The 20,803-nt window shown below is 29.2% G+C and carries 22 protein-coding genes; 10 read left to right on the top strand and 12 right to left on the bottom strand.

What is annotated here, in order from left to right:
• Position 1 precedes the first annotated feature (1 nt).
• Positions 2 to 892: an SPL family radical SAM protein gene (locus tag KGF41_RS12890; protein WP_227828743.1), complete on the bottom strand. Its 891-nt coding sequence runs from the start codon at positions 890 to 892 to the stop codon at positions 2 to 4.
• Positions 893 to 894: 2 nt separating this feature from the next.
• Positions 895 to 1,431, bottom strand: a complete 537-nt coding sequence (locus KGF41_RS12885) for a PadR family transcriptional regulator (RefSeq protein ID WP_227828744.1) — start codon at positions 1,429 to 1,431, stop codon at positions 895 to 897.
• A 124-nt stretch (positions 1,432 to 1,555) separates the two neighbouring features.
• On the opposite strand from KGF41_RS12885, the gene KGF41_RS12880 reads away from it, so the two are divergent.
• Both KGF41_RS12880 and KGF41_RS12875 read left to right on the top strand, forming a co-directional pair.
• A complete protein-coding gene (locus tag KGF41_RS12880) occupies positions 1,556 to 2,929 on the top strand; it encodes an MATE family efflux transporter (RefSeq protein WP_227842720.1) in 1,374 nt (457 codons plus the stop codon).
• Between the two features lie 330 nt (positions 2,930 to 3,259).
• Entirely contained in the window at positions 3,260 to 3,937 is a 678-nt protein-coding gene (locus KGF41_RS12875) for a Crp/Fnr family transcriptional regulator (RefSeq protein ID WP_227839188.1), read from the top strand.
• Positions 3,938 to 4,116: 179 nt separating this feature from the next.
• Here KGF41_RS12875 and KGF41_RS12870 read toward each other — a convergent pair whose 3' ends face one another.
• Positions 4,117 to 4,296 (bottom strand): hypothetical protein, encoded by a 180-nt coding sequence (locus KGF41_RS12870; protein ID WP_227839187.1) that lies wholly within the window; start codon positions 4,294 to 4,296, stop codon positions 4,117 to 4,119.
• 549 nt (positions 4,297 to 4,845) lie between these two features.
• On the opposite strand from KGF41_RS12870, the gene KGF41_RS12865 reads away from it, so the two are divergent.
• Genes KGF41_RS12865 through KGF41_RS12850 form a run of 4 tightly spaced genes read left to right on the top strand, consistent with a single transcriptional unit; the run spans position 4,846 to position 9,164 of the window.
• On the top strand, positions 4,846 to 6,258 hold the full coding sequence (locus KGF41_RS12865) for a DASS family sodium-coupled anion symporter (RefSeq protein ID WP_227828748.1): 1,413 nt from the start codon (positions 4,846 to 4,848) through the stop codon (positions 6,256 to 6,258).
• Positions 6,259 to 6,294: 36 nt separating this feature from the next.
• Positions 6,295 to 7,434, top strand: coding sequence for an amidohydrolase family protein (locus KGF41_RS12860; protein WP_227839185.1), 1,140 nt, complete (start codon positions 6,295 to 6,297; stop codon positions 7,432 to 7,434).
• Positions 7,435 to 7,448: 14 nt separating this feature from the next.
• Positions 7,449 to 8,432, top strand: a complete 984-nt coding sequence (locus KGF41_RS12855) for a hydroxyacid dehydrogenase (RefSeq protein WP_227828750.1) — start codon at positions 7,449 to 7,451, stop codon at positions 8,430 to 8,432.
• Positions 8,433 to 8,465: 33 nt separating this feature from the next.
• Positions 8,466 to 9,164, top strand: coding sequence for an RraA family protein (locus KGF41_RS12850; protein WP_227828751.1), 699 nt, complete (start codon positions 8,466 to 8,468; stop codon positions 9,162 to 9,164).
• A 286-nt stretch (positions 9,165 to 9,450) separates the two neighbouring features.
• On the opposite strand, the gene KGF41_RS12845 is transcribed toward KGF41_RS12850, so the two are convergent.
• The 4 genes from KGF41_RS12845 to KGF41_RS12830 all read right to left on the bottom strand — a co-directional run bounded on the left by KGF41_RS12845 (position 9,451) and on the right by KGF41_RS12830 (position 14,025).
• Positions 9,451 to 11,340, bottom strand: a complete 1,890-nt coding sequence (locus tag KGF41_RS12845) for a sigma 54-interacting transcriptional regulator (RefSeq protein ID WP_227839182.1) — start codon at positions 11,338 to 11,340, stop codon at positions 9,451 to 9,453.
• Between the two features lie 336 nt (positions 11,341 to 11,676).
• Positions 11,677 to 12,591 (bottom strand): hypothetical protein, encoded by a 915-nt coding sequence (locus KGF41_RS12840; protein ID WP_227828753.1) that lies wholly within the window; start codon positions 12,589 to 12,591, stop codon positions 11,677 to 11,679.
• Positions 12,578 to 13,333, bottom strand: coding sequence for an ATP-binding cassette domain-containing protein (locus tag KGF41_RS12835; protein ID WP_227828754.1), 756 nt, complete (start codon positions 13,331 to 13,333; stop codon positions 12,578 to 12,580). Before KGF41_RS12835 ends, KGF41_RS12840 begins: the two co-directional genes overlap by 14 nt.
• A complete protein-coding gene (locus KGF41_RS12830) occupies positions 13,333 to 14,025 on the bottom strand; it encodes a GTP-binding protein (RefSeq protein WP_227828755.1) in 693 nt (230 codons plus the stop codon). Before KGF41_RS12830 ends, KGF41_RS12835 begins: the two co-directional genes overlap by 1 nt.
• A 190-nt stretch (positions 14,026 to 14,215) precedes the next feature.
• Between KGF41_RS12830 and KGF41_RS12825 the strand changes: the two genes are divergently transcribed.
• The 4 genes from KGF41_RS12825 to KGF41_RS12810 are packed head-to-tail and all read left to right on the top strand — an operon-like array spanning position 14,216 to position 17,263.
• Complete coding sequence (locus KGF41_RS12825) at positions 14,216 to 14,866, top strand: Crp/Fnr family transcriptional regulator (RefSeq protein WP_227828756.1); 651 nt, start codon at positions 14,216 to 14,218, stop codon at positions 14,864 to 14,866.
• Positions 14,867 to 14,922: 56 nt separating this feature from the next.
• Positions 14,923 to 15,930, top strand: a complete 1,008-nt coding sequence (locus KGF41_RS12820) for an ABC transporter substrate-binding protein (RefSeq protein WP_227828757.1) — start codon at positions 14,923 to 14,925, stop codon at positions 15,928 to 15,930.
• Positions 15,899 to 16,666, top strand: coding sequence for an ABC transporter permease (locus KGF41_RS12815; protein ID WP_227828758.1), 768 nt, complete (start codon positions 15,899 to 15,901; stop codon positions 16,664 to 16,666). The genes KGF41_RS12820 and KGF41_RS12815 overlap by 32 nt, the downstream gene beginning before the upstream one ends.
• Positions 16,667 to 17,263: an ATP-binding cassette domain-containing protein gene (locus tag KGF41_RS12810; protein WP_227856719.1), complete on the top strand. Its 597-nt coding sequence runs from the start codon at positions 16,667 to 16,669 to the stop codon at positions 17,261 to 17,263. It abuts the gene before it with no gap.
• 212 nt (positions 17,264 to 17,475) lie between these two features.
• Here KGF41_RS12810 and KGF41_RS12805 read toward each other — a convergent pair whose 3' ends face one another.
• The 5 genes from KGF41_RS12805 to KGF41_RS12785 form a co-directional block, all read right to left on the bottom strand.
• Positions 17,476 to 17,625, bottom strand: coding sequence for a type I toxin-antitoxin system toxin (locus KGF41_RS12805; RefSeq protein WP_227433538.1), 150 nt, complete (start codon positions 17,623 to 17,625; stop codon positions 17,476 to 17,478).
• A 356-nt stretch (positions 17,626 to 17,981) separates the two neighbouring features.
• The gene (locus KGF41_RS12800) at positions 17,982 to 18,563 is read right to left on the bottom strand and encodes a 4Fe-4S binding protein (RefSeq protein WP_227828760.1); all 582 of its coding nucleotides are present in this window, start codon (positions 18,561 to 18,563) and stop codon (positions 17,982 to 17,984) included.
• Positions 18,556 to 18,786, bottom strand: a complete 231-nt coding sequence (locus KGF41_RS12795) for an ATP-binding protein (protein WP_227828761.1) — start codon at positions 18,784 to 18,786, stop codon at positions 18,556 to 18,558. The genes KGF41_RS12800 and KGF41_RS12795 overlap by 8 nt, the downstream gene beginning before the upstream one ends.
• A 133-nt stretch (positions 18,787 to 18,919) precedes the next feature.
• Complete coding sequence (locus KGF41_RS12790; RefSeq protein WP_227828762.1) at positions 18,920 to 19,195, bottom strand: Mor transcription activator family protein; 276 nt, start codon at positions 19,193 to 19,195, stop codon at positions 18,920 to 18,922.
• Positions 19,196 to 19,261: 66 nt separating this feature from the next.
• Positions 19,262 to 20,563 (bottom strand): replicative DNA helicase, encoded by a 1,302-nt coding sequence (locus KGF41_RS12785; protein ID WP_227828763.1) that lies wholly within the window; start codon positions 20,561 to 20,563, stop codon positions 19,262 to 19,264.
• Between the last annotated feature and the right edge of the window lie 240 nt (positions 20,564 to 20,803).

Genomic DNA, 20,803 nt, shown 5'->3' with positions numbered 1-20,803 from the left:
GTTAAAAAAACTTTAATTGTGTATATGTATCTGATTTCTTATAGGCTTCTATAATGTCTTTCATCTCTGTCAAAATACCATAACGACCACATTCTTTTTTTAGTACTTGTTCACATCTCTTTCCATTCAAGCTAGGACATACATAATTTAGTCCATATGTCTTTTGATACTGAAATACTAGTTTTTGCGATATATTCTTTAAATGCTTATAAAAAAACTCTCTTTGACCATTACGCATTGTCATTCCATACATACAATAGATAAACTTTGCATTAGCCTTATGTGCTTTTTCAACAATTGCTCTTATCTCATTCTCATTGTCAGTCAAAAATGGTATCAAAGGTGTCAATAATATCCCACAAAATATTCCAGCATCATTAAGCTGTTTTACTGCTTCAAATCGTTCAGAACTTAGACTCACATTAGGTTCTATTTTCTTTGCTAATTCGTCATTTGCAGTGGTTATAGTCACTTTGACAATGGCAGAATTATTTCTTGTTATTTCTTTCAAAATTAGTATATCTCTAACTACCAAACTACTTTTTGTATCAATAGATACTCCAAAATGATTTTCTGAAATTAAATTCAATGCTTGTTGAGTAATGCAAAGGTCTTTTTCAAAAGGATTGTATGTATCAGACATGGCTCCAATACCGACAACTCCTTTTTTTCGCTTTGAATGTAACTCCTTTTTTAGAGTTTCTATCACATTTTCCTTATATCTCACTTGGTCAAAATTTTCTATGTTGTATACTGTGCTACGACTGTCACAATAAATACAACCATGAGGACAACCACGGTAGAGATTCATATTATAATCAATCCCAAACCATCTTGAGTTGTCAAATTTAACTTTCTGTAAAATTTGTTTTGCTGGTATACTTTTAATCATTATTAACCTCTTTTACTATCAGCATCTATAATATTCTTTAAGGAATTCACCCATGTTTCTAACGTTTGAGTTAAGACCAATTGCTGGTCTAGAATAGCCTTCCCTGTTTCTGGTACATTCGATTTTGTATTTATATTTTCCTCAATATACGACTTTAATACTTGTATGTTTTCTTCAATACTACTCAAGCACAGTTTTTGCTTTTCTGGTGTAAGACTGTATAAATTTACTATTACAGCATTGAAATCCAGAAAAATATTTACTGGCTTTGAAGCTGTATCAAACATTAAATCTAAAAAATGCTTTTCACCTAATTCTGTTAAAGAGTAAATTGCCTTTTCTGGCATTCTCCCCTCTCTTACAACTGTACTTTGAATATAACCTTTTTCTTCTAACTGAATTACCTTCTTATAAATTGATGGTGTACTGATTTTAACCCAACGTGATATATTTCTATATTCCACCACTTTCTGTATATCATAAGCACTCTGAGGCTGTTGCTTTACTATCCCAAGTACAATTAAATCTATTGTTGCCATAAAAATTCTCCTCTCGTTTTCTCTCTATTGACAAATACTATAAATTATAGTAGCATTTTCTGTATTACTATAAATTATAGTATTATATTTTAGAGCTAATGTCAATAGAAAGGGAGTGTTTAGCATGAAAGAAAGCAACAAAAAAATTGAATTATTAGGGTCTGCCCCAATACCGAAAGCATTGTTATCTATGGGATTACCTACTATGATAGGTATGATGATAACTGCATTGTACAATTTAGTAGATGCATACTTTGTGGGTGGCCTTGGAACAAGTCAAATGGGTGCTATATCCGTTGCATTTCCACTAGGTCAGATTATTGTGGGATTAGGATTATTATTTGGAAATGGAGCAGCTTCCTACATTGCCAGACTCCTAGGTCATGGAGATAAGGAAAAAGCAGGTAAAGTTGCTAGTACAGCTATTTACAGTAGTATAATAGTCGGTATATTATTTATTATTGTCATTATGATTCTTCTCAATCCTGTTTTAAAATTATTAGGAGCTACAAAAAGTATTATGCCTTATGCAATGTCTTATGCCAGTATATATGTCGTATCATCTATTTTTAATGTGTTTAATGTCACTATGACTAATATTGTCACAAGTGAAGGAGCTGCTAAAACAACTATGTGCGCTATGTTATTAGGTGCATTGCTTAATATGATTTTAGACCCAATATTCATTTATACTTTTGGAATGGGTGTAAAAGGCGCTTCAATTGCAACTGCTCTTTCTCAGATGGTTTCAACACTTGTTTATATAGGATACATTTTTAGCAAGAAAAGCATGTTTAGTTTTAGAATTAAAGAATGTTGTTTTTCAAATGAAATCATGTCAGAAATATTAAAGATTGGTGTACCTACCTTAATATTTCAGTTATTGACTAGTCTCGCTATTACATTAACTAATATGGAAGCTACAAAATATGGTGATTCTGTAATAGCTGGAATGGGTGCAGTAACAAGAATAATGTCTTTAGGTAGTCTTATCGTATTTGGGTTTATAAAAGGATTCCAACCAATTGCTGGTTATAATTTTGGTTCAAAGAACTATGATAGATTACACAAAGCAATAAAAACATCTATAGAATGGACTACTATATTTTGTGTAGTACTTGGTCTTGTAATGGTGTTTTTCCCAACAGCTATAATTTCACAATTTACAAGTGGTGACGTGTTATTGATTGAAAATGGTAGTAAGGCTCTTAGGGCAAATGGATTTTCATTTATGTTATTTGGTTTTTATACAGTGTATTCTACATTATTCCTTTCACTAGGAAAAGCAAAGGAAGGTGGATTTTTAGGCATGTGTAGACAAGGGATATGTTTTATTCCTATAATCTTGATTATTCCTATATTTTGGGGATTAAATGGTATTTTATATGCACAACCAATAGCTGATTTTATAGCTGCCATAGTTGCAGGTTTTATGGCGATAAGACTACATAAAGAGCTTCATATTTTAAAAATAAATTCCATTTCTTCTAAAGAATAAATCGAATTTAAAGTATGTGTCAGTTATATAAATCGACTATCAAAGAAGCTTCATGTATATTACTTATACAAATCGACTATCAGAAAAGATACAAAATTATTTCATGTATTTTGTAGGCTTAATTAACTCTATTAGCACTTATAAATTAATTTATCTATTTATATGAATTAACCTACTTCCTAACAGGCAATAATATATATTAACATATATTTTTCACACAAATCATACTATTAATATGTGGTTAAATAATCCTTTTTCTCAAACTACTTGTTATTTTATCTATTCACTTGTATCATGGGATTATAATTATTTTAGGAAGGGAGACATTATATGCTTTCACAAAACGATATTGATATACTTACACAAGGTTTATCTTTTTGGGATAAACTCACTGACTCTCAAAAAAGCTTATTAATCTCTTCAGCCAATATATCCCACTTTGAAAAAGGAAACTCAATTCATAGTGGTGATAGTGATTGTGTTGGTGTTTTGATTATAAAGTCTGGAACAATACGCACATACATACTTTCAGATGAAGGGCGTGAGGTGACACTTTTCCGTCTTGATAGTGGTGATGTATGTATATTATCAGCATCATGTATTCTAAATACAATAACTTTTGATGTCTATGTAGATGCTGAGACAGATTGTGATATTATACAAATTAGTTCTTCTGTTTTCTCAAAATTATCTACAGAAAATATTCATGCAGAATTGTTCTCGTATAAACTAGCCACTGAACGTTTTTCTGATGTTATGTGGGCAATGCAACAAATCCTTTTTATGAGTTTTGATAAGCGTTTGGCATCTTTTTTAGTTGATGAAATAACTAAGCAAAGTAATACTACTGTAAATATGACTCATGAACAAATTGCTAAGTATATGGGAAGTGCGAGAGAAGTTGTGTCGAGAATGTTGAAATATTTTGCTAGTGAAGGTCTTGTATCTCTATCTCGTGGTGGTATAAAAGTGTTGGATAAAGATAGACTTCGTTCTTTAACATTATAAGGGGATGACTCAAAATAAAAATTTAAATCATCTCCCTTTTTATACAAAAATTGAATATCATACATTATAGCTTAATATTTTATTAGATTCATTTTTTTATTTAAATACATCTAATGTTCCTATTTAATATAATAAATAAAAAACATTGACTATTTATCTAACACTTTTTATTTATTATTCTAATAAACTTCTTTTATTTCATTCTCAGTTAATGTAGAATATTTAAATTTGGTTAATGTATCCTCTAATTTAAAACCATTCTTCTTTAGCATTATTATAAATCCAGAGTCTTTTCTTCTAGCTTCTTCCTTTTTAGCTCTTTCTTCAATTTCTTCTTTAAAATTTCTACTTTTATTCATAATGTAAGCACCTCTTTTTTATTATATCAATTCTTCATTAATTTAATTTTATTTTTCATATAATTACCTTCTGTTTTTATAAATACGGATAAATTTAGTTTGAATTTTTATTTGCTAATAAAATAGCTTAGTTTTACTTCTATTACTAATATGAAATAAATTTGAATTTTTTTGAAAAGCTTACTCTTATGATTAGTGTAACTTACCTGCGATTTTACCTGAAACTTTTTTATCTATTTCATCAAGAATATGAGAATATATATTTTTCATTGTTGCATTAACAATTCAAACACTACATTTCAATATAAAACATTACATTTCAAATTGAAATCTTATATTTCTATTTGAAATGTAATATAAAGAAATATAATATTATTTTATTAAATTACAAAAAATATTTTCATAAAATTGTATTAAATCAATTTGATTAACAGTTAAATTACAATAAATCACATAAAAAAACAAATAAAATATTATTAATCTAAAAAGTTGGCATATTTTGTGCTTTTATAATTTAACATAAATCTAAAATTAAATAAGGAGAAGAAAATGAATAAAAAACAGTTGATGAAATTCTTACTTGTTGCAGCTATACCAATAATTGTATGGAGCTTACCTGCACCACAAGGATTAAAGAAAGAAACTTGGGATATTGTTGCTTTATATCTAGGTTTACTAGCAGGTCTTGTTATTAAACCATTTAAAGAGCCAATAATTACCTTAATCATTGTAGGTGTAGCCCTTATGTTTATGGATGAGTCAATACTACTTCATGGATATTCGGATAAAATGACTTGGTTTTTAGTTGTTGTAACTATTGTCTGTACAGCATTTGTAAAGACAGGACTAGGAAAACGTATGGCATACAACCTTTTACTAAGAGCAGGAGATTCTACTCTAGGACTTGGATACTTAATGATGATAAGTGATTTAATACTTAGTCCTGCTACAGGGTCAAATGCCTCTAGAACAACTATTATATATCCTATATTTAGAAATATCGCAGAAGGTGCAGGTTCTAAGCCTGATGATGAGCCTAAAAAATTGGGTGCATATTTAACAGTATTAACATATGTAGTCTCTCAAGGTACAGCAGCATTATTTTTGACAGGTATGGCAACTAATGCGATAACAGTTTCTTTGGCAGCAAGTATGTTAGGTGTTAACTTAACTTGGGGAACTTGGTTTATGGCATCAGTTGTACCAGCAGGTTTATTCTTACTAGTAGCACCACTTATAGTCTATAAAATATATAAGCCAGGTTTAACTCACTTAACAGATATTAAGCCACAGATAAGAAAAGATTTAGATTCATTAGGTGCTATTACAAAACATGAAAAGATACTAGTTGTATTCTTTATTCTTGCAATTCTTGGATGGATGTTTGGTGAAAAAATACCTTTTGTAAACTTAAATATGCAAGTAGTAGGATTTGTGTTCTTAGCATTGGTTCTTATAGCAGGTATTTTAGATTGGGACGATGTTATTGGAGCTAAAGGAGCATGGAATGTATTTATATGGTATGGTGCCTTTTATGGTATTGCTGGTTCGTTAGCTGATGCAGGTTTTTACAATTGGCTGGCTGATAAATTAGGTACAGTACTTAATCTATCAGATGTAAATGGATTATTAGTTACAATAGTACTATTGTTAGTGAGTTTGGCAGTTAGATACTTCTTTGTATCAAATAGTGCATTTGTAGCATCTTTTTATCCTGTACTATTTGCAATAGTTTTATCTACTAAAGCAAATCCGATGGTAGTTACATTATTACTAGCATTCTTTGCAAGTTATGGAGCTTTATTGACTCATTATGGAAATGGAGCTGGTCTTATAGCCTTTGCATCAGGATATGTATCTCAAAAAGATTTCTGGAAAGTAGGTACTATCATGGTAATGGTTGCATTAGCAATATTCTTAGTAATAGGCTTACCTTACTGGAAAGTAATTGGATTATGGTAAGTACACATTAAATTTATATACTGGAGATGAATAATTATGCTAGATTTACTTATTGTAAATGGACATGTAGTAGACCCTAAAAATAATGTAAATGGGAATAAAACAATTGCTATATACAATGGAAAAATAACTGAATATAAACATGGCGATAATGCAAAACACACAATAGATGCAAGAGGTAAATTTGTTTTTCCAGGGTTGATTGATGCACATGCTCATATGTTTGCAGATGGAACTGAAATTGGTATATATCCAGATAGCACCTATCTTCCAACTGGTGTTACTAGTGCAATTGATTGTTCAGCAGGGGTAGCAAACTACCAACTCTTTAAGTCTTCAATTGTGGCTAGAAGTAAAGTAAATATAAAAAGTTTCTTGCAAGTTTGTTCAGCAGGATTAGTAACTACTAGCTATCATGAATGCATTGACCCAAGGTATTTTAATCATGAAAAAATAGAACGAATATACAATGAAAATAAAGACAATATATTAGGTCTAAAAATAAGATTAAGTGAAAATTTAGTAGAAGGTCTAGGAATAGAGCCATTAAAAGAAACTATTAAAATAGCTGAAAAAATAGGATGCCCTGTTGAGGTACATTGTACAAATTTACCAGTTCCTACAGAGGAAGTATTAAATATATTAAGACCAGGAGACATATTTGAACATGTATATCAAGGTGTTCAAAACACTATCCTCGACTCAAATGGCAATTTATATGAATGTGTAAAGAAAGCAAGAGAAAGAGGAATCATATTTGACACAGGAGAAGGTAGAAAACATGGTGATTTTGAAGTCATGCTAAAAGCAAAAGAACAAGGATTTATAGCTGATATTTGTAGTACAGATTTGGTGTTAGAAAGCATGTTTAGAAGACCTATATTCTCTCTACCAAATCTTATGTCTAGATACATGTGTATGGGAATAAGTCTATATGATGTTGTAAAAATGACAACACAAAATCCAGCTAAACTTATGAAAATGGAAAATCAAATAGGATGTTTATCAGAGGGTTCAAATGCAGATGTAGCAATATTTGACATTATGGATGTTAAACAAACTTATACAGATTGGAAAGGTAGTAAATTCGAGGCAGATAAATTATTAAAAACAGAAATGACAATTAAAAATGGATTTATAGTATATTGTGCCCCAGATTACATATATGAAAATTAATTAGGAGGAAAAAAATGGGTTGGAAAATATTATTACCACAAGAAATAATGCAAGAAGGAAGAGATTACTTAGAAAGTAGAGGACATGAACTAATAACTGGTTCAGGCATGGAGACTAAAGATATAATAAATGATATAAAAGGTATTGATGCAATTATAGTTAGGTTATCTAAAATAACGAGAGAGGTATTTGAAGCTGCTGATAACTTAAAAGTAATAGTACGTCATGGTGCAGGATTTGATACTGTAGATTTGGAGGCTGCAAAAGAATTTGGTGTTCAAGTATTGTATTGTCCAGTAGCAAATAGTACTTCTGTTGCAGAGGTAACACTAATGTATATGTTATATTGCTCTAGAAATTATACAAGAGTAAGAAAAAGTTTTATAGATGACTATTATAAAGCTAAATTAAGAACTCCTAAATGTGAGCTTGATGGAAAAACTGTAGGAATTATTGGATGTGGAAACATAGGTTCAAGAGTTGCTAAGATGTGTATGGATGGATTCAATATGAAAGTGGTTGCATATGACCCATATAAATCATCTAAAGACTTCCCACAAGGTGTAGAAGTAACTAGAGATATAAGCAAAATATATAAAGAAAGTGATTTTGTTTCTGTTCACTGTCCAACAACTTCTGTCACTAAACATTTTATAGGAAAAGAACAGTTTAGTATGATGAAGGAAACAGCATTTTTTATAAATGCAGCAAGAGGAAGTGTTGTAGATGAACAAGCTTTATATGAAGCATGTAGAGATAATATTATAGCAGGTGCTGGCTTGGATGTATTACAACAAGAACCAGTAGATTCTAAAAACCCTATATTATATTTAGATAATGTTGTGGTATCGCCTCATATAGGAGCAGCAACTAAAGAAGCTACTAATAGAGCCTCTTTACACTCTGCAATTGGAATTAATGAGGTGTTTGAAGGTAAAAATCCTACTTGGCCAGTAAAATCAATAGATTGGGACAATGCAACTATATACAATGATTAGTAAACAACAAACACTTATTAGGAGGAACTTAAAATGACAATAGGAAATAGAGTATATTTAAAAAGAGATTTACCAGATAAAGAACTTGTAAAAAGATTTAGTGTATTACCAGCAGCTAATGTAGGAGACTGTATGTGTAGGTCAAGTGCATTAAGTTCAGAAATAAAGTTAATGTCTTCACCAAAAAACAGAATGTGTGGAGTTGCATTAACAGTAAAATCAAGACCAGGAGATAATTTAATGCTTCATCAAGCTCTTAATATAGCTCAAGAAGGAGATATAATAATACTATCTAATAATGGAGATAGAACACAAGCTATCATGGGAGAAATCATGTACAAATATCTTGCAGATTTCAAAAAGGTAGCAGGAATTGTAATAGATGGTCCAATAAGAGATATTGATGTTATATCAAAGTCTAGTTGTCCAATATATGCTACAGGAACTACTCCAGGTGGTCCATATAAAGAAGGTCCTGGAGAAGTGAATGTACCTATATCTATAGGAGGAATTGCTGTTAATCCAGGAGATATAATATTAGGAGACCAAGATGGTGTAATCGTAATCCCTAAAAATGATGCAGCAGACCTTATTGATAAAGCAGAAGCAAATGCTCAACAAGACCATGCTAAAGTAGTAAAAGCTTCTGAAGGAACTGCAAATAGAGAATGGGTAAAAGAAACATTAGAAAAAAAAGGTGTACAAATTATAGATGATGTTTACAGAGTTTAGTAATAGATGACTTCTACTCTATGTCTATAAAATATTTATACATATAAATATTAAAATAAAAATGGATGTGTCTCAAAATGAACTTTTTAGTTCATGAGGCACTCTTTTTTGTATGAAATCAATTATATTTTCATCATTTCAACAATGAAAAAGAAGCTTATCTCTATTTTGAGACAGCCCCATTTTTTATTTTATTCAATGAACATTTTATTCAATGAACATTTTATTTAATGAAGATTTTATTCAACAAACATTTTATTTAATAAATATTTTATTTATCATATATTTAATTTGAAAGTTGATACTTTTTAAGTTTACGCCAAAGAGTAGTAGTACTGATACCTAGCTGACTTGCAGTAACAGATTTTACTCCATTATTTTTCTCTAATGTTTCAAGAATTAATTTTTTTTCATAATCTACAATTTTATTATCTGCCAAAGTAGGAGAATAATCTATTGTGGATGTTGAATTTATATCCTTTCGAAAATGTGGCTCAGAAGTTAAAATTTCAGAAACTAAGTACTCATCTATAAAATTATCATCACACATAACTACTAGTCTTTCTACTATATTTTTTAATTGTCTTATATTACCAGGAAAGTCATATCTACTTAAAATTTTAAGTGCAGAATCAGATATTGACACTGGTTTGTTATAATGAGATATAATAGCATATGTCAGTTGTTCGATATCTTCTTTTCGCTCTCTAAGAGGAGGTAAATCTAGCTTCAACACACAAAGTCTGTAAAATAAATCTTCTCTAAAATTATTATTATCAATCTGCTCCACTAAGTTTTTATTGGTAGCTGTTATAACTCTTACATTAATAGGTACAACTTTAGTATCACCTATTCTAGTAACTTCCCTCTCCTGCAATACTCGAAGCAGTTTGACTTGGACATCTTTAGAAATTTCTCCAATTTCGTCTAAAAATATAGTCCCATTATGTGCCAATTCAAAGACACCTGCTTTCCCTTCATTTCTAGCACCTGTAAAAGCTCCCTTTACATATCCGAATAGTTCACTTTCAAGTATATTTTCAGGTATAGCTGCACAGTTTATAGCCACAAAAGGTCCATTAAATCTATTGCTATAATTATGTATACTTTGAGCAAATATTTCTTTTCCAGTGCCAGATTCGCCAGTTATTATTATTGTAGAATCAGATTTAGCAAATTTCTTAGCCATATTTACTGAGTGCATTAATGCATCACTTGAACCTAATATATCGTTAAAATTGCTTTTTGCACAATGAGATTTTGAAATTAAACTCTCTCTTATTTCTTTTTCTGTTGATTGAATATTTTCGATATCTTGTATGGTTGCAACACATCCAAAATGCAAACTATCAATTATAATTGGAAAACAATCAAATGTGAGAGAAGACCCTTTAAAATTAATTATATTGTTACATAAAGAATGCCCATTTTTCAATGAATCCGAAATATCACCAGAAGTTAAATAATCTTTTATAAATTTATCAACTTGGTTAAATAGTAGCCTTTTTGCTTGATTATTTATAAAAAGTGGTGAGTGATTTTTATCAATTGCAATTATACCACTATGGGTACATTCTAGAATTTCTTCTGTAATAGAGTTATTTATTCTCTTTTCAATTCCTATGTTATATAGATGAATTGCTTCATTAATAGATGCATGAATAGAAGACTTTTCAACTTCAGTCTCTATACAGGGCTTATTGTATTTAGAGGTGATTTCTTTTGTTGTTTTTCCACCTATGAAAATTTCAGTACCATTATCAATTAATTCTTTTATTGTATCTTCAAACTCATAAAGAGAATTTAACTTGGGTATTTCTAAGTCAAAATTGGAGATTTCTTTGAATCGCTTAGCCGTTTTATATGATAATTCTAAACCTATAAATCCTATTTTTGAGGAATATTTAAGTGCTTTTTTGTACGAATAAAATATGTCTTCATATTTATATCCAATATCTACTATAGGAATTGAAACATGCTTACGCAATAAATCAACATTTTGCCCACGAGTAATTATTACTTTAGTGCCTAAGTTAATTAGGTTATCTGCTAGTTCTATAGTTTCTTTACCTGTAGCAATGTATGATGGAATTTTTATATGTAGTTCTTCAAGCACTTCATATACAGTATCTGAAAATAACTTAGAAGGAGCAATAACTACTATCTCGTTTTTCATATCATCAAATCTCCTTTTATTAATCTATTTTTAATCTATTTTTTATTTTATATATGTATTCTATTAATACCTTGTACTCTCATTTTACCATGATAAAAGGGGATGTCTCAAAATAAAAATTTGAATCATCTCCTTTTTTATACAAAAAACAGAAAAGGAGTTCCTAAGAACCCCTAATCTATATGATAATTGCTATGTAAAAAAACAAAAAACACATTATAATTATTTATAATCTTATTTGTCGTCTTACTTGTAATATTCAAATATCTATCCATAAACATAAAATAATATTATCCACAAACAATAATATACAAACAATAAATAAAAATAAATATATTATATATACATATTATAAACCTCAAAAAATTCTTCAGTCGTAACTGTATCTAACCATTCTTTAGAAGGATATAAAAACTTATATTGATTGTTTTTAATAAGACTATCATCTATAGTATCATAAATACAAGATAGCAATGATGCAGACTTCACAAAAGAATTACAAAACTCCTTAGATACAAGAGATTCCAATACCTCCAGCATAGTTTTTTCATCTAATGATTTACTTGCAGCAATATAAGATGGTAATGCTATAGCTCCATCATCAGGGTATGACATAAATAAATCGTTATTATTAGCACGCTTTGCATATATACTAGGAGTTATTGCTAATCTATCCGAACCATTTTTTACATCATTAAATGATTGTATTGGCATATCTAATATAATTGAATTAGATAAAAATCTCTCCACGTACTCTTTTCCATATCTACTCCATATAGCTTTAACAACAGATTTCGCACCAGAGTTATTTATACCACCAATGACAGTTTTTGTATCAGCGTCAATTACGTTTTTTATAGAATCTGTTAAACCCTTGTAATTCTGGTTATAAGAAAATACTAATGGTATAACCAAAAATGGAAGTAATCTTTCATCGAAATATATAGATGATGATTTAATCTCACTTTTAATATTGAAATAGCTCGATAACGAGTACAATTTACTTGAAAACTTTGAATAGATATTCTTGTCTTCATACACTTCTAAATCTGTAGAAACTATAATATCAGGAATTAAAGCATCTGGTTTTTTTAAATACTCATTGAGTTTGTAAGGATAACCTATACCAAAATAAGTTACCTCTAAATTAATATCCTTCTCTTTTAAAGACATAATTAAATTATCTAAATAGTTTTTCTCATATTTATGAAGTATACAAATATTGCTCCAATACAGCCTAACATTTTTCATAAAGAGTCTCTCCTTTTCTTAATTTATATTGACATTCTAATTGAAATTCATATATATCTTTAAGTTTCCCTAAGATTTCTTTTTCTTCTTTAGTCTTATTGATTACTTTGAAGATTGAACCATTTTTCATTATTATACGCTTCTCTGCTATAAGTGCTGTATGAGGGTCATGAGTAACTATAAAAATCAGCTTATCACTTTTCAATAAGATGTCTAATGCAACATTTTTATTTATTCCAGCATTCTCTATTTCATCTATCAAAACAATAGGATTATTTGAAATGAGAGCAACATCTGCAATCATCAAGGCACGTGTCTGTCCCCCACTCAATGATGTAAGGTCTTGAGATAGGGAAATAGGTTCTGCTGTTATGGAGTTTGCTACATCTAATACTTCTTTGATTGAGACAGAAGTATTGTTTTTACATTCTTTATGTATAACTAAAAATTCCTCAACTGTAGAATCAAGAACAAACCTCATGTTTTGGCTAAGATGAGAAATTAGATTTGTAGAAAATTTATTTCTTTCCTCAATAGCAACTTCCATATTATCAATGACTACTTTTCGATTAGTCAAAGAATCTTTATTGACAAACTGCTCTATATCTTTGATTAACCTGCTTTTACCAGAGCCAGTATTACCTACAATAGAATAAATATGACCTCTATAAAAAGTTAGAGATTCAAAGTTCTCTGTATTCCCAAGTTTGTTTTTTCCAGGATATATGGTTACACTTTTCATTAAAATTCACCTCTAAAATTCATTTTAGAAACTATGCCTTGTTGGAATTCATCACCAATTCTACATTCCCCAATACAATAAGAACATACTCCACTTGGCATTGTATGTCTTAATAAATGTTCGTCATTGTTTGGAATATTAGTACTTTTTATATAGTTTGAAATTAGCTCTACACCAAAACCAACTAATCCATCTATAAAGAATATATTAGAATTAGGATTTATTTTTTTTATATTAAATGATATTATCTCTCTTTCTGCTTGCGATACCATGTCTATTTTACTTAGAACTATGGCATCACTTTCACTTAACATAGGGCCTAGTTTTTGAGGAGTCTTAAAGCTAGATGTACAATCACATACACATATGTGTAATGTTTTATTTGTTGCAGGTGAGCATCTATTGCAAAGCCCAGCAGTTTCTATTAGTAAAATATCGCTACTTTTATTTTTAGCCCAAAGTATAAGTTCGTTTATGTTTGAGATAAGAAAATGGTCTGGACATATATCTTTACTAAGTCCAACAATATAAGGTATATTCAATTTTTTATATATTAAATCATCATCAGTAGCTAGACAATCTATCTTACATATTGAAGGGTTAAGCCCATTAGACTTCAGATAAGGAATTAAATGTTTTATTAAAGCAGTCTTCCCTACAGAAGATGAACCAGAAATTAATATAGTTTTCATGGCTTATGTAAAATCTCCTTTCATATTTTGTTAAGAGATATGATAGCATTAAAAACTACTAAAAACTGTATCAAATGAGACAATTAATAAATAAACTTGATTGAAAATAATTATCAATATTATTGAATTTTGGTAAATACTATGATATTATTTCAATCAAAGTGAATATTTATCAGAAAAGGTGATGACTTTGAATGAGAAGGAAGTACTAATAAATAGCAAGTTATTTTCTGAAAGATACATTGTAGAAGATAAGATAAAAGCAAAGAGTTATAAAAAGGGTCAATTTATAAGCGATTTTTTTGATAAAGAATATTATGTAGGTGTAGTCAAAACAGGACAAGTATCCATCTATTGTATATCAAGTGATGGAACTGAAGTTAACATGTCTATTCTAAAGGAAGGAGATGTTTTTGGAATTTCTAATATATTTGATGAAGAATCCTTAGATACTGTACTAAAATGCAAAAGTGATGTTTACGTAGTTTTTTATCCAAAAAAATGCTTTATAGATATGATGAAGTTGGATATTGCTGTTGCTTTAGAGTATTCAAGATATTGTAATAGAAAAATACAATTTTTACTTAGAAAGGTAGAGTTTTTAAATATACAATCTAGTAAAAAGAAAGTTATTGAATACTTACTAGAAAAAGCTAGTAAAAATGACACTGTGCTATTAGAGTGTTCTAAGGAGGAGTTAAGTAAAAGAATTAGTGTAAGTCGAGCATCTTTATATAGGGAATTGCAGTCATTACAAAATGAAAATTGTTTAGAACTTGGTAAAAAGTGTATAAAAATATTGAATAAAGAAAAGTTAACACAGATTCTATATGAAATATAAACTTAAATAACAGATTCTATATAAAATATAAAATTAAATACTAGGAGGAAGTTTTTATGAAAAAGAAATTATCAATATTATTACTAGCAGCATTAATAATAATTTCATTGGTAGGGTGTACATCAAACCCACCAGAAAAACAAACAAAAGAAGAAGCTAAAGTAGTTGCAAAGGTGACAGCACTAAAGGGTCCTACAGGAATGGGAATGGTCAAAATGATTGGTGATGAAAACGATAAAAAAGAAAAGGATTATGAATTTTCAATAGCAAATTCTGTTGATGAAATTACACCCAAGCTTGTTAACAAAGAGCTAGATATTGCTGCTATTCCTGCAAATCTGTCATCTGTTTTATATAATAATAGCAATGGTGAAATAGAAACACTAGCCATTAATACTTTAGGAGTCTTATACATAATTGAGAATGGAAATTCTATAAACAGTGTCGATGATTTAAAAGGAAAAACGATTTATTCTAGTGGTAAAGGCTCTACTCCTGAATATGCTTTGAATTACATATTGAAAGAAAATGGAATTGACCCGACTGAAGATGTCAACATAGAGTACAAATCAGAACATACAGAATGTTTGGCGGCATTATTAAATGATAAAAATGGAATAGCACTACTTCCCCAACCATTTGTAACAACAGCATTGACTAAGAGTGATAACTTAAGAGTAGCTTTGGATTTGACAAAAGAATGGGATACTTTGAATAAAGATAAAAATACTGAAAGTGCTTTAGTAACAGGAGTTGTTGTTGCACGAAAAGAGTTTATTGATAAATATCCAGAAAAGGTTAAAAGTTTCTTAGAAGAATATAAGAAATCAGTTGATTTTACAAACAATAATATAGAAGAAGCTTCAAAACTTATTGAGGAAAATGAAATAGTACCATCTCAAATAGCAAAGCAAGCAATACCAAAATGTAATATAACATTTATAGAAGGTAATACAATGAAAGATAAATTAAGTGGATACTTACAAGTACTTTATGATGCTAATCCAAAGTCAATAGGAGGAAAGATGCCAGGTGAAGATTTCTACTACACTCAAGAAAATTAGTAAAGCTCATATACTAGCAATAATCTTTTGGCTTATAGTTTGGCAAATAAGTAGTATGATAATTGGTCAGGAGATACTTTTAGTATCTCCTTTTTCCTCTTTAAAAAGGTTATTCGAATTATCTATGAAGTTTGAGTTTTGGCAATCTATACTCTTTTCTTTTATGAAAATAACAACAGGATTTATATTAGCTTTTATCATTGGAATAATATCTGCCATAATAGCATCTAATAAAAAAAATTTTAGGATACTTATTGAACCCTTAATACTGACAATACAATCTATACCAGTAGCTTCTTTCATAATATTATCTTTAATATGGATATCTTCAAAGAACCTGTCTATTTTTATATCTTTCTTGATGGTATTGCCAGTGGTATATAGAAATATTCTAGATGGAATAAATAGTATATCTAGGGAGTTAAATGATATGGCAAAAGTATTTAAGGTCAGTAAGATAAAAAAAATAAGGTACATATATTTATCTGAGGTAGCACCATATCTAAGAGCAGCATGTAGTGTTTCTTTAGGGCTATGTTGGAAGTCTGGAATAGCAGCAGAAATAATAGGAATGCCAGCTAATTCTATAGGAGAAAACTTATACAAAGCTAAAGTATACTTAAATACACCAGATTTATTTGCATGGACTATAGTTATTATTATAATAAGTATTTGCTTTCAAAAGGGCTTTTTATCATTGATAGACTATTTATTAAAAAGATTGGAGATAAACTAAATGGATATAGTAATTGAGAATCTAAATAAAAAATATAATGATAAGGTTGTTTTAGACAATTTTAATAATGTATTTAAAGATGATGCTATCTCATTTATAACAGGAACATCTGGTATTGGTAAAACAACATTGATAAGAATATTAATGGGCTTGGAGAAAGCAGATAGTGGAAAAATTATAGGTATTAGTAATAAAAAGATTAGTGCAGTATTCCAAGATGATAGTTTGTGTGAAAATCTAAGTGTGTTATTGAATATAAAGTTGGTATGTGAAAGTCTGGGTAATTCAGAAATTGAAGATGCTTTAGAACTATTGGACTTAAAGGGTTGCATGAATAAAAGAGTAAGGGAATTAAGTGGTGGTATGAAAAGAAGGGTTGCAATATTAAGAGCTTTATTATATGATTTTGACTTGCTTATAATGGATGAGCCATTTAAGGGTCTTGATATTGAAACTAAGTATAAGGTTATGGATTTTGTAATAAGAAAGATGGAAAATAAGAGTGCTATAATAATTACTCATGATATGGATGATATAAAATACTTTAGAAATCATGAAAAATTAATAATTGACTTTAAAATGTCTTCGATATATTGATTTCATATTGGTTTTAAAATCAACTAAAGTTTTTATATGAATATTATTTCAAACTTACTAATTCTATATACCAAAAAGGCTGTAGGCAAATTTGTTTTTACATAAAAAAGTACCTGCGATTAAAACAAGTACTTTACATATTTTTTCTAATTTGTGATATAATAAAAGCAAGAAGAACTACAATCTATTTGCAGTAGAGTGGAGTTCGTAAATTAGTGTTTCTTTTTGAACTTAATCTTTAGTTCAAAACTAAAGTCACTCCTGCCAGAGTGGCTTTTTACTTTTTTAAACAATTTATCCGTTAAGTAAACTATTAAACTGGCAACTAAACTTGCTAGTACACCTTGTAAAAAATTATCCACACATACTCACCTCCCTTCTATACGTTGGGAGGATAACCTTTTGTATGAACTCCACTCTATAAATTGTAGATTACATCTTCTTGCTAAAACTATTATAACATATAATTCCTACATATTTTACCTATTCTATAGTTATTTTCCTATCTCCTTCGCCCTCTTTTTCTTTCTCTTTCAGCCTCTTTCATTGCTTTATATTCTATCTTATTATTTAATTATTATTGCTATCTAAATTTATCATGTCTACTCTTTTTAATTTTCCTACTTAATTAAAACTCTTACACATAAAAAAGAAGCATAAACAAGTTTATTTTATACAAACTCTATCTATACTCCTCACAAATTCACATAAATTCTCTCTACACAGACTTACTCTTTGCCTTACATATCATCTGAGTCATAGTACCCATAGGGCAATAAACACACCATGAACGAGGCTTAAATAGTATCATCGTAATCAATCCAAGAACAGTTGATGTAAGCATAACACTATAAAAACCAAACGCAAACTGTACCACCCAAGGTGAAACTAAAGTCCCATGATATGCCCATTGCCATGGCATTTTTATAGTCCAAAGCAAAGTCACTACCTCTTTAAAGTTTCTACTACCCTCAAACACTAGATAAGTTGAAAAAAGCATATTAGCAAACATCACCATAAAAAATGTCAAAAAACCATATCTAAACCACTTACTTCTAATAAATTTAGGAATATCTTTATTTCTTGACAACTTTAATTTATTTCCAAGCAAATTAAACAGCTGTCCTCTTCCACAATATTTATTGCAGTACGCTTTATTTCCTTTAATAATAGAAATAAGTAATGGGATAAAGAAACAAATTAACCCAATCCAAGCGAAAATAATATTTACAAATCCCAATATCAAATATATCGAAGAGAAAATCCATAAATAGTCATACCAATGTTTTTTATTATTCATGACACTTACCTTCTTCCTCTTTTAATATTGTTATAATCTCAATCACAGATGCTGGACATACCTTCTCACAAATACCACATCCAACACATAAGTCTCTATCAATCTTTGCACTAATACCATGTGGTACTGAGATAGCCCCTCTTGGGCAGACTTTTATACAGCTACCACAAGCTACACACTCGTTTTCTAAAATATTTGCATACTTCTTTTTTTTAGAAGACATAATAACCTCCCTATATTATTATTCTATAGGAATTATATCAATATATTTACTTTTTATCTGTGACTTAATCACATAAGATATCAAGATTAAAAATTCTACTCTAATAGTCACACTTGCCTTATCCACAATATATCTATTTTTTTCTAACAATGTACCTGACATTAATAACACTCATGTCAAACATTCTCGCTAATTCCATATAATTTTTTCCATTAAATAATTTAATCATAAGCTCATTTCTAGCCTCTTTTAAAGCACCCTCCACTGTCTTAATATAAAAATATGTTCCCCCACTTTGTTGACACAATTTCAGATACTCCAATAAATTATACTTATGTAACTCCTTTGGAATACTCACTTCTATATTGTGTTCTTCAAGCAATTCTATAATTTTTTCCAATTCTAACATCTTTTCACCTCATATTTTATATTATTTTTAGACTTTCAATAAGCTTGTTATGGCTATCTTATTACTCTAATAATTTAGTTCTTGAAAATGTAACCTATCCCCATAGTAACAAAAATGCTTATGCCTAGTCTGTCCATCCCTACACTTCGCAACTATTAAATCAACAATCTTAATTCCCCTGTACTCTGATTCCCTAACTAATTCCTCACTTTCTCCTATATCTTTTACTGCTTCTTCATAATCACTCCCTTTTAATTGATGTATATAAACCACATTGTTGCTATCGTGGTAGATGGCTTTACTATCCCTCATAGGTCTATCTCCATAAGGTCTAAAATCTTTCATTTCATCATTTAATTGACTTAACTGAATTATTGGTATATCAAAATCCAGAGTCATACTTTTTAATTCTCTAGAAAAAGTGGCTACTTCTCTTTCTCTTTTTTCCATACTTTTTTGAGATGTAAGAAGTTGCACATAATCTACAATTAATAAGTCGGGCTTTATTTGCCTTATCCTCTTTCTAATTGCACTGATTGTGTCTATCTTGTCATTTATATAAATTAAGTTATTCTCGCGTAAATCTCCTATTGCATTTACAATTAGTTTCCAATCACTTTCATTTATCTCTTTAGATTTCATATTTCTTGTACTTACCCCTGTTATCTTGCATATATTTCTCATAAACACTTGCTCACTTGTCATTTCTCTACTTATAAATAGAGTCTTTTTCCCTTGCTTGGCCGAATTTAACATTATTTGAAGAGCTAAAGCAGTCTTTCCAACCCCTGATTTAGCTGCTATTGTTGTTAGCTCCCCTTTAAAAAGACCTCCTATAGTCGAATCAAGTAAACTTATCCCAAACTTAAATCCAACATCCTTTTTACTTTCTAAAAAATCAAGGACTTTTTCTGCTATGCTATGTACATCATCATTTTCATAAGTATCTTTGTCCAAGATTTTTCTTATATTATTTTCAAATTTATAGATGCAAGTATCGATATTTTCTCCAAAATTTATACCTTCCAAGAGTCTTTGACAATTTTGATTTATGCTTCTTCTTGCTAAGTTTTCTTTTAAAATTTTTATATAACCATCAATACCAAAAGTTTGACCCCAAGTGATTACACTAGTTAAACTGCTCATTTTAATTGCTAAAGACTTCTCATCTATCTTTGATTTTACAGTTGCTACATCAATTATTATCTTTTCTTTTCTAAGTTCTTTCATGATTTTAAATATTTCAAGGCATGTAGAATTCATAAACATATTTTCATTTAAGTCATCTAATTTGTAGTTTAATTTATTGTCTAAAATAATTGTGCCTAAAATAGCCTGCTCTATTTCAACAGCTTTTGATTTAACCATATAAATTAATCTCACTTTCCTCTTAAGTTTTATATTTTAATATTATTAAGTCTTTTATTTTTATATTAGATTACAATGATATTGTCAGTTAGAAATATACTTTTAATTGTAAAAGATATAAATATATTTCCAGTTAAAAATGCATTATCAGCTATAAAATATATAAATTCATGTTAGTTATAAACGCATTGTCAGCTATAAAATATATAAATTAATTTCACTTATAAATGCATTCTCCGA

It is taken from the genome of Clostridioides sp. ZZV14-6150, from assembly GCF_020657875.1.
In the GTDB taxonomy this organism is placed as follows: Bacteria; Bacillota; Clostridia; order Peptostreptococcales; family Peptostreptococcaceae; genus Clostridioides.
Note: the sequence above shows the minus strand (reverse complement) of the source record. Positions and strands in the feature narration are given on the sequence as shown.